Source organism: Demequina phytophila, assembly GCF_000971135.1.
Taxonomy (GTDB): Bacteria; Actinomycetota; Actinomycetes; order Actinomycetales; family Demequinaceae; genus Demequina; species Demequina phytophila.
In genome coordinates, this window is sequence record NZ_BBLW01000006.1 from 155,679 (window position 1) to 168,346 (window position 12,668).

Annotated in this window: 12 protein-coding genes; 6 read left to right on the plus strand and 6 right to left on the minus strand. The window is 71.2% G+C overall.

The genetic code is table 11. The features are described 5' to 3' along the window. The first annotated feature begins 2 nt into the window (after positions 1-2). From AOM01_RS10410 to AOM01_RS10415, 3 genes are all read left to right on the plus strand, one after another. The gene (locus AOM01_RS10410) at positions 3-812 is read left to right on the plus strand and encodes an HAD family hydrolase (protein WP_062292928.1); all 810 of its coding nucleotides are present in this window, start codon (positions 3-5) and stop codon (positions 810-812) included. Between the two features lie 81 nt (positions 813-893). Then, positions 894-1,046: a hypothetical protein gene (locus tag AOM01_RS14430; RefSeq protein ID WP_156155944.1), complete on the plus strand. Its 153-nt coding sequence runs from the start codon at positions 894-896 to the stop codon at positions 1,044-1,046. 151 nt (positions 1,047-1,197) lie between these two features. Continuing rightward, complete coding sequence (locus AOM01_RS10415; protein WP_062292931.1) at positions 1,198-2,157, plus strand: hypothetical protein; 960 nt, start codon at positions 1,198-1,200, stop codon at positions 2,155-2,157. 144 nt (positions 2,158-2,301) lie between these two features. Here the strand turns inward: AOM01_RS10415 and AOM01_RS10420 are convergent, their stop codons facing one another. Then, a complete protein-coding gene (locus AOM01_RS10420; protein WP_062292934.1) occupies positions 2,302-2,574 on the minus strand; it encodes a hypothetical protein in 273 nt (90 codons plus the stop codon). A gap of 140 nt (positions 2,575-2,714) precedes the next feature. On the opposite strand from AOM01_RS10420, the gene acs reads away from it, so the two are divergent. Both acs and AOM01_RS10430 read left to right on the plus strand, forming a co-directional pair. Next, positions 2,715-4,703, plus strand: coding sequence for an acetate--CoA ligase (acs, locus tag AOM01_RS10425; RefSeq protein WP_062292937.1), 1,989 nt, complete (start codon positions 2,715-2,717; stop codon positions 4,701-4,703). 69 nt (positions 4,704-4,772) lie between these two features. Beyond that, positions 4,773-5,168 carry a cupredoxin domain-containing protein gene (locus AOM01_RS10430; RefSeq protein ID WP_062292940.1) on the plus strand — a complete coding sequence of 132 codons (396 nt, stop codon included), beginning with the start codon at positions 4,773-4,775 and terminating at the stop codon, positions 5,166-5,168. A gap of 18 nt (positions 5,169-5,186) precedes the next feature. On the opposite strand, the gene AOM01_RS10435 is transcribed toward AOM01_RS10430, so the two are convergent. The 5 genes from AOM01_RS10435 to AOM01_RS10455 all read right to left on the minus strand — a co-directional run bounded on the left by AOM01_RS10435 (position 5,187) and on the right by AOM01_RS10455 (position 12,015). Continuing rightward, positions 5,187-6,908, minus strand: coding sequence for a dipeptide ABC transporter ATP-binding protein (locus AOM01_RS10435; RefSeq protein ID WP_062292944.1), 1,722 nt, complete (start codon positions 6,906-6,908; stop codon positions 5,187-5,189). Continuing rightward, positions 6,905-7,903: an ABC transporter permease gene (locus AOM01_RS10440; protein ID WP_062292947.1), complete on the minus strand. Its 999-nt coding sequence runs from the start codon at positions 7,901-7,903 to the stop codon at positions 6,905-6,907. The genes AOM01_RS10435 and AOM01_RS10440 overlap by 4 nt, the downstream gene beginning before the upstream one ends. 2 nt (positions 7,904-7,905) lie before the next feature. Next, positions 7,906-8,994, minus strand: coding sequence for an ABC transporter permease (locus AOM01_RS10445; RefSeq protein ID WP_062292950.1), 1,089 nt, complete (start codon positions 8,992-8,994; stop codon positions 7,906-7,908). An 86-nt stretch (positions 8,995-9,080) separates the two neighbouring features. Beyond that, entirely contained in the window at positions 9,081-10,745 is a 1,665-nt protein-coding gene (locus AOM01_RS10450; protein ID WP_062292952.1) for an ABC transporter substrate-binding protein, read from the minus strand. A 484-nt stretch (positions 10,746-11,229) separates the two neighbouring features. Then, entirely contained in the window at positions 11,230-12,015 is a 786-nt protein-coding gene (locus AOM01_RS10455; RefSeq protein ID WP_082110180.1) for a phosphatase PAP2 family protein, read from the minus strand. 28 nt (positions 12,016-12,043) lie between these two features. Here AOM01_RS10455 and AOM01_RS10460 point away from each other — a divergent pair, with 28 nt between their 5' ends. After that, positions 12,044-12,526 (plus strand): GNAT family N-acetyltransferase, encoded by a 483-nt coding sequence (locus tag AOM01_RS10460; protein WP_062292958.1) that lies wholly within the window; start codon positions 12,044-12,046, stop codon positions 12,524-12,526. Positions 12,527-12,668 lie beyond the last annotated feature (142 nt).

A 12,668-nucleotide genomic window follows, 5' to 3' on the forward strand; every position in this document is an offset into this window, starting at 1 on the left:
TCATGGCGGCAGCGGGTCCGCGGCAGAGCGCGGCATTCTTCGACCTGGACAAGACCATCATCGCGAGGTCCTCGTCCATGGCGTTCTCGCGCTCGTTCTACGAGGGCGGCCTCATCACCCGCAGCAAGGCGCTGCGTACCGCGTTCGCGCAGTTCCTGTTCGAGGTCGGCGGAGCGGACGAGCGCCAGACGTCGCGGCTGCGCGACGCGCTCAGCGAGCTCATCACGGGCTGGGACGTGGCTCAGGTCGACGAGATCGTCGGGGAGACGCTTCACGAGCACATCGACCCGATCGTCTACCAGGAGGCGCTCGACCTGATCCGGCGGCACCAGGCCAACGGCCGTGACGTCGTGATCGTGAGCGCGTCCGCGCACCAGGTGGTCGAGCCGATCGCCCGGCTGCTGGGCGCGGACGCCGTGGTCGCCTCGCGCATGGAGGTCGAGGAGGGCCGCTTCACCGGGGAGATCTCGTTCTACGCGTACGGCCCGGCCAAGGCGGACGCGATCAGGGAGCTCGCGGACCAGCGCGGCTACGACCTCCCCACCAGCTACGCGTACTCCGACTCGATCACGGACGCCCCCATGCTCGACGAGGTGGGCCACGGCTTCGCGGTCAATCCGGACCGTGCGATGCGCCGCGCCGCCCGCCGCCACGGCTGGGGGGTGCTGGTGTTCCGCAAGCCGGTCGGGCTTCGCTCGCCCGCCGGGACACGCCCCGCGATCGTCGCCACGGTCGCGCTCGCCGCCGTCGCGACGGTGTGGCTCGTGGCGCTCGCCGCGCGCGGCAGATCGGGCCGGGACCAGGACATCTGACCCGAATTCCGGCCCTGATAACTGCGTTAGTGTGTTCTCGCCCGGGCGCGAAGGTCGCGCCGCGGCAGGGGGATCGCATCGATGAACAAGGCTCTGGCGGCGGCGCTCGTGGGCGTGCTCGGGCTCGCGCTCGGCTTCGGCGCCGGCTACCTGTGGGACAACTCCCGCGGCGGCGACGGCGACCCCGCGGACAGCCCCACCCCGACCGCCTCGGCGACCCCGGCATCGTCCTGAAACCCGCCCTGTGTGCAGTACGTCACACGGGGCCGGATCGGGCCTGCACGGCCGGGCGAGGCGAGTCCGAATCGTCCCATCGATGACGTATCCTCGCCACAGCCCCCTCGCGTCGCCGGTGGGCTGAGCACACCCTTCTCGAGGACGTCACTTGCGCAAGATCCTTCTCGCCCTCGCCGCGCTGGTCATCGCGGTGGGCTCCGCCGCCGCCGGATGGTTCGGTGTCAAGGCGTGGAAGGCGTCGCAGGTCGCGGGCGGCCCGCTCCCGAGCCCCATCACCTCGCAGCCGACCAGCGGCGAGACCGTGCCGCTCACCTTCCGCCTGTCCGAGGTGGTCGCGTCCGGCAACCAACTGTTCGACCCGCCCGCGTGCGGCGAGACGTGGACGCCCGACGGCGCCGACGCGAACGGCGTGCTGCCCGTGGTGGACGCCTCCCTGCAGGAGGTCGACGGCGTCGACACCGTCACCGTCATCCCCGGCTACACCACCGAGACCGCGGGCCTGGGCTTCCTCGCATCCGAGGGCAACATCATCGTGACCAGGGACGATGTGGTGGTCACCCCGGACTGGGGAGGCGAGTTCGTCCCGGAGTACTTTGTCGCGACGCCCGGCGAGACCACGCTGACGCAGAACAACCTGTCGGTCACGGCGGCGCTGCTGTGCGACGTGTCCGCGGACCTCAACGCGATCTGGCAGGGCTTCGACTGGTCGACCGCCACCGAGGACGAGATCGCCGCGAAGCAGGCCGAGGCCGCCGAGTTCTACGCCGCCCACGAGTCGCTGCCCGCGGGCACCTACCGCGTCTACCAGTGGTCGCCGATCATCCTCGGGGAGCCGGCCGCGATCGCGCGCGTGCTCGCCGAGGAGGGCATCACGGGACTGTCGGGCCTCCAGTACAACGCGGGCTACACGTCGCTGTACGACGACCCTCGCGTGCAGGACAACTGCACGGACCAGGTGGATGCGGACGGCAACCTGCTGCAGCGCAGCTGCGACGTCCCCGAGGACGTGCTCGCCGAGGTGCTCGAGCGCGACGTGCCCGTCGAGTACATCGCCGACGTGCCGCCCGCCGTGGCGTTCTCGCTGGCGGCGGAGTTCACGGTCGACTAGCGGCGCGCGCGGCGCCAGGCCCGACTCCACACGTGGGCGGGGCTGGGAGCGCTCTCGCGGTGCAACTCGCGTCGCATCTCCCGACCACCGGGGTTGCAGTTGCAGAATCCGTGTGGAGAACGGTCGGCTGACGCGGTCAGGGCGTCAGCCGGACTTGCGGCGGAACTGCTGAGGCGCGTGCGCGGAGCCGTTGCCGCGCAGGTGCGCACCCGGCCCCTGCGCGGCACCATGCAGCCCCCCGCCCTGGCCGTCGTTGCCGACAGCTGCGGCCATCACCGCCTGCGCGTCGCCGTCCTTGACGGACGACAGGAAGCTCTGCGCGGGCTCGTCCTTGAGCATCTTGGCGAGCTTCCCGTGGTGGAAGATGTGGACCTCGCCGTTGGTGCGGGTCCGGTAGTCGAAGCCTTCAGCACTCATCGCCCCAGGCTCGCACGGACCGGACCGAAGCGCGCGGGGAAACCCGCGCATCGTCCCCCGCGACACGGGCGACCCATCGAATACCAGGCCCTCTAACAAAGCCTTCACAGCCCCGGGACCTTGGTCCTAGGGTGGCGCGCATGGACAACGTCGCCCATACCCTCGAGAACCTGCACACCGAGACCCGGTCCTTCCGGCCCCTCGCGAGCTTCGCCGCGCATGCCAACGCGACCGCATACGAGTACAAGAAGGCCGGCGTCGACCGGCTCGAGTACTGGCGCGAGGCCGCGCAGCGCCTCGCCTGGAAGACCCCGTTCACCGAGATCCTCGACTGGTCCGACGCGCCCGTCGCGCGCTGGTTCCACGACGGCACGCTCAACGCGTGCGACAACGCCGTCGACCGGCACATCCGCGAGGGCCGCGGTGACCGGGTCGCCTTCCACTTCGTCGGCGAGCCCGGTGACACCCAGACCCTCACGTACGCCGACATCCACGAGCGCGTGCAGAAGGCCGCCAACGGCCTCGCCAGCCTGGGCGTCGGCAAGGGCGACCGCGTCGCGATCTACCTGCCGCAGATCCCCGAGGCCGTGGTCGCGATGCTCGCGTGCGCACGCGTGGGCGCGATCCATTCGGTGGTGTTCGGCGGCTTCAGCGCGGACAGCCTGCGCCAGCGCATCGACGACGCGGAGGCGAAGCTGGTCATCACGGCCGACGGCGGCAACCGCCGCGGCTCGCACCTCGCGCTCAAACCGCTGGTGGACGATGCCCTGGCCGGGCACCCCGAGCAGGGTCCGGCGGCCTCGGTGGAGCACGTCCTCGTGGTGAGGCGCACCGGCCAGGACACCGCGTGGACCGAGGGTCGGGACCTCTGGTGGCACGACGTGGTCGATCCGCAGCCCGCCGAGCACGAGCCCGTGTGGGTCGAGGCCGAGCACCCGCTGTTCATCCTCTACACGTCGGGCACCACCGGCACCCCCAAGGGCCTGTGGCACTCCACGGGCGGCTACCTCACGGGCGCCGCGCAGTCGCACCGGCTGGTGTTCGACCTCAAGCCGGAGACCGACGTGTACTGGTGCACCGCGGACGTGGGGTGGATCACGGGGCACTCGTACATCGTCTACGGTCCCATGATCAACGGCGCGACGCAGGTGCTCTACGAGGGCACCCCGAACACCCCGCACGAGGGCCGCTGGTGGGAGATCGTCGAGGAGTACAAGGTCACCATCCTGTACACGGCACCGACCGCGATCCGCACGTTCATGAAGTGGGGCAAGGCGATCCCGCAGCAGTACGACCTCAGCTCGCTGCGGCTGCTGGGCTCGGTGGGCGAGCCCATCAACCCGGAGGCGTGGATGTGGTACCGCCGGGTGATCGGCGGGGACCGCTGCCCGATCGTGGACACGTGGTGGCAGACCGAGACGGGGTCGATCATGATCTCGCCGCTGCCGGGCGTGACCGCCACCAAGCCCGGGTCGGCGATGACGCCGATGCCCGGGGTGTCGATCGACGTGGTGGACGATGCCGGACGCCCCGTCGCGAACGGTGAGGGCGGGTACCTGGTCATCACGGAGCCGTGGCCGTCGATGCTGCGCGGCATCTGGGGCAACCGCCACCGGTACGTGTCCACGTACTGGAACCACTTCGACGGGCTGTACTTCGCGGGCGACGGAGCCAAGAAGGACGTCGACGGCGACCTGTGGCTGCTGGGCCGCGTCGACGACGTCATGAACGTGTCGGGGCACCGCCTCACCACCACCGAGATCGAGCACTCGCTGGTGTCGCACCCGTGGGTCGCGGAGGCGGCCGTGGTGGGCGCGTCGGACGAGGTCACGGGGCAGGCGGTGGTGGCGTTCGTCATCGTCCGGTCCGATGCTCACGGCGTCCCGTCCGAGGGGTCCGAGGTCGCGGCGGCATTGCGCGAGCATGTGCGCCGGCAGATCGGCGCGCTCGCCAAGCCGCGCACCATCCTGGTGGTGTCGGAGGTGCCCAAGACGCGGTCGGGCAAGATCATGCGCCGCCTGCTGCGGGACGTGGCCGAGAACCGGGCGACGGGCGACGTCACCACGCTCGCGGACCCGACCGTCATGGACGCGATCCGCGGCGGGCTGGAGGCCGGGCGCGCGGACTGAGGGCGCGCCTCCCGCCCGCCCCTGCATCCCCGGGGCGCCCGGCGTACCGTGGCGGGAGGGGAGGTCCTCATGCGCGGTGCGATGAGCCGGGCGCTCCGGGGCTCGGTGGTCGTGGGGGCGTTGCTCGCCCTCGCGGCGTGCGGCGGCTCGGATACCGATGCCCCGTCCGTCACCTCGCCCCAGCCGGCGGACGCGACCGTGGTCGAGGTGAGCGCGGTGGAGTACGCCTTCACCGCCTCGGAGACGGAGATCGATGCGGGCTCGATCACCTTCGAGCTCACCAACGAGGGCGAGATGTCCCACGACCTGGTGCTCGACGGAGACCCGGGCGGCGCGACGTCGGTGATCGGGCCCGACGAGACCGACCGCTTCACGGTCGACCTCGAGCCCGGGGACTACACGCTGTACTGCTCGGTGGGCAACCACCGCGCGCTCGGGATGGTCCTGACGATCACCGTGTCGTAGCGCGGCGCCGACCGCCTCTCAGCCCCGCAGCGCCTCCCACTCGGCGCGGCGCGCCGCCTGCTCCACCGGGTCGGGCACGGGCAGGGATGCGAGCAGGCGCTGCGTGTACGGATCCGAGGGCGCCCCGAGCACCGAGGCCCCCGTCCCCTCCTCCACCAGCCGCCCGCGGTGCAGCACCGCGATCCGATCCGCGAGCATGTCCACCACGGCGAGGTCGTGGCTGATGAACAGCGCCGCGAATCCCAGCTCGCGGTGGAGCTCGTCGAACAGGTCGAGCACGCGTGCCTGCACGGACACGTCGAGCGCCGAGGTCGGCTCGTCCGCGATGAGCAGCTCCGGGTCGAGCGCGAGCGCCCGCGCGAGCGAGGCGCGCTGGCGCTGGCCGCCGGACAGCTCGTGCGGGTAGCGGTCGCCGTAGGAGGCGGGCAGCTGGACGGCCTCGAGCAGCTCGTCCACGCGCGCCCGTGCACCCTCCGCGGACCCGAAGCGCCCGTTGACCACCAGCGGCTCGGCCACGCACTGCGCGATGGTGAGCAGCGGGTTGAAGCTGGTCGCCGGGTCCTGGAACACGAACCCGATGCGCGGCCGGATGGGGCGGATGTCGCGCTCGCGCGCGCCCGCCATCTCCACGCCGAGCACGTCGAACGAGCCTCCCGACACCCGCGTCAGGCCCGCCATCGCGCGCCCGATGGTGGTCTTGCCGGAGCCCGACTCGCCCACCAGGCCCAGCACCTCGCCGGGCCGGATCGCGAAGGACACCCCGTCGACGGCCACGAAGTCGGGCTGGCGGAAGCGCCCCGGGTAGACGATGCGCAGGTCACGGGCCTCGACCACCGGCGCCTGGTCCTCCCAGCCGGCGGGGCGACGGGACGCGCGCTCCTCGGCGCGGGCGAGCCCCTCGCCGATGCGCGGCACGGCCGCGAGCAGCTGCTGCGTGTACGGCTCCTGCGGGTTCGCGAAGAGCTCGCGCACGGGCGCCTGCTCGACCAGCTTGCCCTGGTACATGACGGCGACGCGGTCCGCGAGGTCCGCGACCACGCCCATGTTGTGGGTGATGAGGACGATCGCGGCGCCGAACTCGTCGCGGCAGCGCCGCAGCAGGTCGAGGATCTCGGCCTGCACGGTGACGTCGAGCGCCGTGGTGGGCTCGTCGGCCACGATCACGCCGGGGTCGAGCGCCAGGGCCTGCGCGATCACGATGCGTTGCTTCTGGCCGCCCGAGAACTGGTGCGGGTAGTGGTCGACACGCGTCTCGGGGTCGGGGATCCCGACGCGACGCATGATGTCGATCGCCTTCTCGCGCGCCTCCTGCTTGGACATCTTGCCGTGCGCGCGCAGGCCCTCCGCGATCTGCCATCCGACGGTGAAGACCGGGTTCAGCGACGTCGACGGCTCCTGGAACACCATCGCGGCGTCGCGGCCACGGAGCTTGCGCAGCCGGGACGCGGACATCGTCACGACGTCGGCGCCGTCAGCCGGGCCGCCCCCGGCGGAGGAGCCGCCCCCGGCCGCCGCATCGTCCCTCCCGCGCACGATCACGGCACCGCGGACGGTCGCCGTCTCGGGCAGGAGGCCCAGGATGGACTTGGCGGTGACGGTCTTGCCGGAGCCGGACTCGCCGACCACGGCGAGCACCTCGCCCGGCTGGACCGCGAGCGAGACGCCGTCGACGGCGCGGACGGGGCCGTGGTCGGTGGCGAAGGTCACCGCGAGGTCGCGGATCTCGACGATCTCGGTCATGCGGAGGCCTCCTGGGTCGCGTGGGCGGGGTCGAGCAGGTCCTCGACCGGCTCGGCGCCCACGGCGCGCTTGCGCAGGCGAGGGTCGGACAGGTCGTTGAGGCTCTCGCCCACCAGGGTGAGGCCCAGCACCACCAGCACGATCGCCGTGCCGGGGAACACGGCCGTCCACCACACGCCGCTCGAGACGTCGGCGACGGCCTTGTTGAGGTCGTAGCCCCACTCCGCGGCGGCGGTGGGCTCGATGCCGAAGCCCAGGAAGCCCAGGCCCGCGAGCGTGAGGATCGCCTCCGACGCGTTGAGCGTGAGGATGAGCGGCAGCGTGCGCGTGGAGTTGCGCAGCACGTGACGGATCATGATGCGCGCGTGGCTGGCGCCCACGACCCGCGCGGACTCGACGAATGCCTCCGACTTGATGCGGATCACCTCGGCGCGGGTGACGCGCAGGTACTGCGGGATGAAGATCACGGTGATCGACAGCGCCGCCGCGAGGATGCCTCCCCACATGCTCGACTGGCCGCCGCTGATGACGATCGCGAGGACGATCGCGAGCAGCAGGGACGGGAACGCGTAGATCGCGTCCGCGATCACCACGAGCACGCGGTCGAGCCAGCCTCCGAAGTACCCGGAGATGAGGCCCAGCGCGACGCCGATGAGGATCGACGCGACCACCGCGACCACGATGACGAGGAGCGCGGTGCGGGAGCCCCAGATGAGGCGGGACAGGACGTCGTACCCGCCCTGGGTGGTGCCCAGCAGGTGCTCGGCGGACGGCGGCTGGGTCGCGCCGAACGCGCCGTCGGGGCCGCGCAGCTGCGCGAAGCCGTACGGCGCGAGCGCGGGAGCGAGGAGTGCGGTGAGGAGGAACAGCCCGGTGAGCACGAGGCCGACGATCAGCATGCCGCGCTGCAGCCCGATGGACTGGCGCAGGTGGGAGATCACGGGGACGCGCGCCCACAGCGGGCGGCGGGACGATGCGGGGGCGGGGGTGGTCATGGTCAGTACCTCACCCTCGGGTCGAGGAGCGCTGCGATGATGTCGACGATGAAGTTGGTCACGGCGACGATCACGGCGAGCACGACGACGATGCCCTGCACGGCCACGAAGTCGCGGGCCTGCAGGTACTGGGAGAGCTGGAAGCCCAGGCCCTTCCACTCGAACGTGGTCTCGGTGAGGACGGCGCCGCCGAGCAGCAGCGCGATCTGCAGGCCCACCACCGTGACGATGGGGATGAGGGCCGGCCGGTAGGCATGCTTGCGCAGCAGGCGGCGCTCGGAGACGCCGCGCGAGCGGGCCGCGTCGACGTACCCGGCCCCGAAGGTCGAGATGACGTTGGTGCGCACCACGCGGAGGAACACCCCCGCCGTGAGGAGTCCGAGAGTCACCGCGGGCAGGATCGCGTGCTGGAGCACGTTGCCGAGCACCGCGGGGTCGCCGGTCCTGATGGCGTCGATGAGGTAGATGCCGGTCGCGCCGTCCCCGCGGGAGAGGGTGAGCTCGGTGCGGGTGTCCGCGCGTCCGGCGACGGGCAGCACGTCGAGCCAGACGGAGAAGACCAGCTTGAGCAGCAGGCCCGCGAAGAACACGGGTGTCGCGTAGGCGAGGATGCCGCCCACGCGGAAGATCGCGTCGGGCCAGCGGTCGCGGTGGAACGCGGCGAGGCGGCCGAGCGGGATGCCCACGAGGAACGCGACGATGAGCGCGTAGAACGCGAGCTCGAGGGTCGCGGCGCCGAACGTGGCGATCACCTCGGTGACCTCGCGCCGGTCGGACAGCGTGGTGCCGAAGTCGCCCGTGAACACGCCGCCGAGGTAGTCGAGGTACTGCACGAGGATGGGGCGGTCGTAGCCGGCCTCGTGGATCCTCTCGGCGAGCTGGTCGGCCGGGAGCCGGCCGCCCTGCGCGGCGGTGATCGGGTCACCGGTGAGCCGCATCAGCACGAAGACCGTGGTGACGAGGATGAAGACGGTGGGGATGATGAGGAGGGCGCGGACCGCGAGGTAGCGTCCGAGCGACCCTCCGGGCTTCTTCGCCCAGGCGCGAGGCGCGCCGGCCCGGGCCGCGGGAGCGTCCGAGGTGGTGGTCATGCGAGGTCCAGACTGGCCGCGAGCGGCCCGAGAAAACGCCCAGGGGCGTGGGGAGGGCCGTCCGGCCCTCCCCACGCCCGAGAGGTTCAGCCCTTGGCGAGGGCCGCGTAGCGGAACTTGAACGAGGCGTCGAGGGTGTCCTCGGCGCCGGTGACCGTGGTGCCGGTCACCGCGACCTGCGCGCCCTGCAGCAGCGGCAGGGTCGAGAGGTCCGCGGCCACGGTGTCCTGGATCTCCTCGATGATCCCGGCCCGCTCCGCCGGGTCGGCGGTGGTGGCCTGGGCGAGGATCAGCTCGTCCACGGTGGGGTTCGAGTAGTGGTTGCCCAGGAAGTTCTCCGTGAGGAAGAACGGCGTGAGGTAGTTGTCCGCGTCCGAGTAGTCCGGGAACCAGCCGAGCTGGTAGGCCGGGTACACGTCGGAGGTGCGGTCCTTCGAGTACTGGACCCACTCGGTCGACTGCAGGTCGACGGTGAACAGGCCGCTCGCCTCGAGCTGGTCCTTGACCAGCGCGTACTCGTCCGCCGAGCCCGAGCCGTAGTGGTCCGGGTTGTACTGCAGGCTGAGCGCGACGGGGGTCTCCACGCCTGCCTCCTCGAGCGTGGCCGCGGCCTTGTCGAGGTCGGGCGCGCCCGCGCCGTCGCCGTAGAGCTCCTTGAGGGACTCGGTGGCACCGGTCAGGCCCGCCGGGACGTAGGAGAACAGCGGGGTGTAGGTGCCCTGGTAGACCTGGTCGGCGATCTCCTGGCGGTCGACGATGTCGGCGACGGCCTGGCGCACGGCCAGCGACTTCGCCTCGTCCGCGTCCGCGGTGGTGGCGCCGTAGGGCATCGTGTCGAAGTTGAACACGATGTAGCGGATCTCGCCGCCGGGGCCGTCGATGACGCTGACGTTCTCGTCCTCGCGCAGGTCCGCGATGTCCGTGGCGGACAGCGAGCGGAATGCGACGTCGATGTTGCCCTGCTGGATGTCGAGCTTGAGGTTCGACTCCTCGGCGTAGTACTTCACGTCGACGATCGGCGTGATCGCGGCGCCCAGGAGGCCCTGGTAGTCGGCGTTCGCCTCGTAGCTCAGCAGGTTGTTCTGGTCGTAGTCGGTGATGACGTACTGACCGGCGAACGCGTTGCCCGCGACGATGTCGGCGTCGGGGGTCAGCGCGTCGGCGGCGAAGACCTCCTCGTCGACGATCGGGCCCGCGGGCGAGGACAGGATCTGCGGGAACACCTGGTCGTTCTCGGACTTGAGGTGGAACACCACGGTGACGTCGTCGATCGCCTCGACCGAGTCGAGGTTGTAGAGCAGCGAGCCGGGGCCGTTGCCGTCGTCCGCGCCGGACTCGAAGATCGACAGCATGCGGTCGAACGTGAACTTCACGTCGGAGGACGTGAGGTCGTGGCCGTTCGCGAACGTGAGGCCCGGCTTGAGGACCACCGTGTACTCGGTGGGGCCGGTGAACTCGGCGGACTCCGCGATGTCGGGCTCGACGTCGGGGCTGCCGTACGGGGTGTTGAGCAGGAACGGGTAGACCTGGTTCATCACCGCGAACGAGCCGTTGTCGTACGAGCCGGCGGGGTCGATGGTGGTGATCTTGTCGGTGGTGCCGACGATGATCGACTCGGCGGTCTCGACGTCGCCCGCGGACGCGCTCGACTCGGACTCGGAGTCACCGCCGGAGCAGGCCGCGAGGGTCAGCGCGGACGCTGCGATGCCGGCCATGAAGGCCGCGCGGCGGAGGTTGGACGGGTACGGCATTGGTACTTCCTTCCTGAGGTCCAGCGGCCGGCGAGTGCTCGCGGCGGCCGTGGGAAGAATTCCTAGCACCTAGTGCCGCATCGGAACGGGGAGTGCCGCGTTTATTTACAGCCCTGCAACATTTAGCGGCCTCCGTCCCGTCTGGCGTGACCGAATCGTTACGGTCGCGGACACGCCGTTCCGCATCGTGAGACGGCGACCCCCGTCTCGCGCCGGTCGCGTCCGATTCGCCCCGATTGGGAGCGCTCCCAAACGACGTCATCCCTGCGAAGTGAGTGCCCCGCTCCCAATTGGCAGGAAAGGGCGCCAACACGCCGAAAAACCGCGTCGAAATGGATGGACGCATACCCCAGGGGGCCCTATGCTGATCAACGGCGACGGGCCGGACTACCGCCCTGATCGCCGAAGACGTCCCCGGGGTGGGACGGCCGCGGTGCCCCCCAGCGCAGCCGACCCCCCGGGGCACCTTCGTCTCCGGGGCCTGTCAGGCCCGCTCCTCGCCGTCCGCACCGTCGAGGCCCGTGAGACCCTCGCCCCAGCCGACCGCGGCATCGTCCTCCTCGGACAGCGGGCGCGGCCGCTCGGGCGGGTCGCGGCGCTCGATCCAGAGGTCGTGCCAGCGCTCGACCGCGACCACGAGCCCCAGCACCACGACCGCGACGCACACGCCCGCCAGGACGTCGGTGAGGAAGTGGTACCCCAGGTACATGCGGCTCGCGCCCACCAGCCCGATCACGCCGATCGACAGCACCGTCCAGCCGGCGAGCGCCCACGAGGCCTCCGCGTCCTCGTGCCACAGCAGGTAGCCGACCACCAGCACCAGCGTCGCGGCGCCGATGGTGTGCCCCGACGGGAACGAGCCGGACGTCTCGCCGCCCGGGATGGACATGAACTCCTGGCCGGGGCGCGTGCGTCCCACGGTCGCCTTGAGCACCACGGACAGGCCCGTCGACAGCACCATCGCCCCCACGAGCACCGCGGGCTCCCACCAGCGTCCCGAGATGCGCCACCACAGCAGCGCGATCACGGCCACCACCAGGGGCAGCAGGAACGGACCGAAGAGGTTCGTCACGACCGTGAAGAACGTGGTGAGCGCGTCCGTGCGGTTCGCCGCGAGCCACTCGAGCAGGGGCTGGTCGACCAGGAAGAGGTCCTCCTGCTCGACCACCCAGTCGAGCAGCGCCGCGAATCCCGCCACGCCGAGCACCACCAGGATCAGCCCCGGCCACACGGCCGAGGCGACGTCCCGCGCACGCATCCGCTGAGTCATCCGACCACCCTAGGCACGCCCGGCCCGGATGCCGGGATGGCACGATGGCGCGGTGAGGATCTCCCCGACCGACCCGGCCACCCCCGACGTGGTCGAGCTGCTGACCGAGCACCTGGCGGACATGCACGCCACGTCCCCCGCATGCTCGGTGCACGCGCTCGACGTCGAGCGCCTCCGGGCGCCGCACGTCACGTTCGTCGCCGCGAGGGACGATGCGGGGGTCCTGCTGGGCGTCGGGGCGCTGGCCGGTCTGGGCGAGGGGCACGCGGAGCTCAAGTCGATGCGCACCGCCAGGCCCGCGCGCGGACGCGGGGTCGCCGCAGGAGTGGTGCGCGCGCTGCTCGAGGTGGCGCGCGCGAACGGCGTCACCCGCGTGAGCCTCGAGACGGGGACGGGCGACTACTTCTCCGCCGCGCATCGCCTGTACGAGCGGGAGGGTTTCGCGGAGTGCGGGCCCTTCGGGACGTACACGCTCGACCCCTTCTCGCGCTACTACACGCGCGAGGTGTGACCCGAGCCGGGTTACCCGGAGATTCCCCATGACGCTTGTGGCTGGAGTGACGGGGATCGACTCGTGAGGCACTCACATCCTTCACGCGACAACATCCGCGTGACCAGTGTCATGGGAAGTCGACGCGTGGGCAGTCGACGCA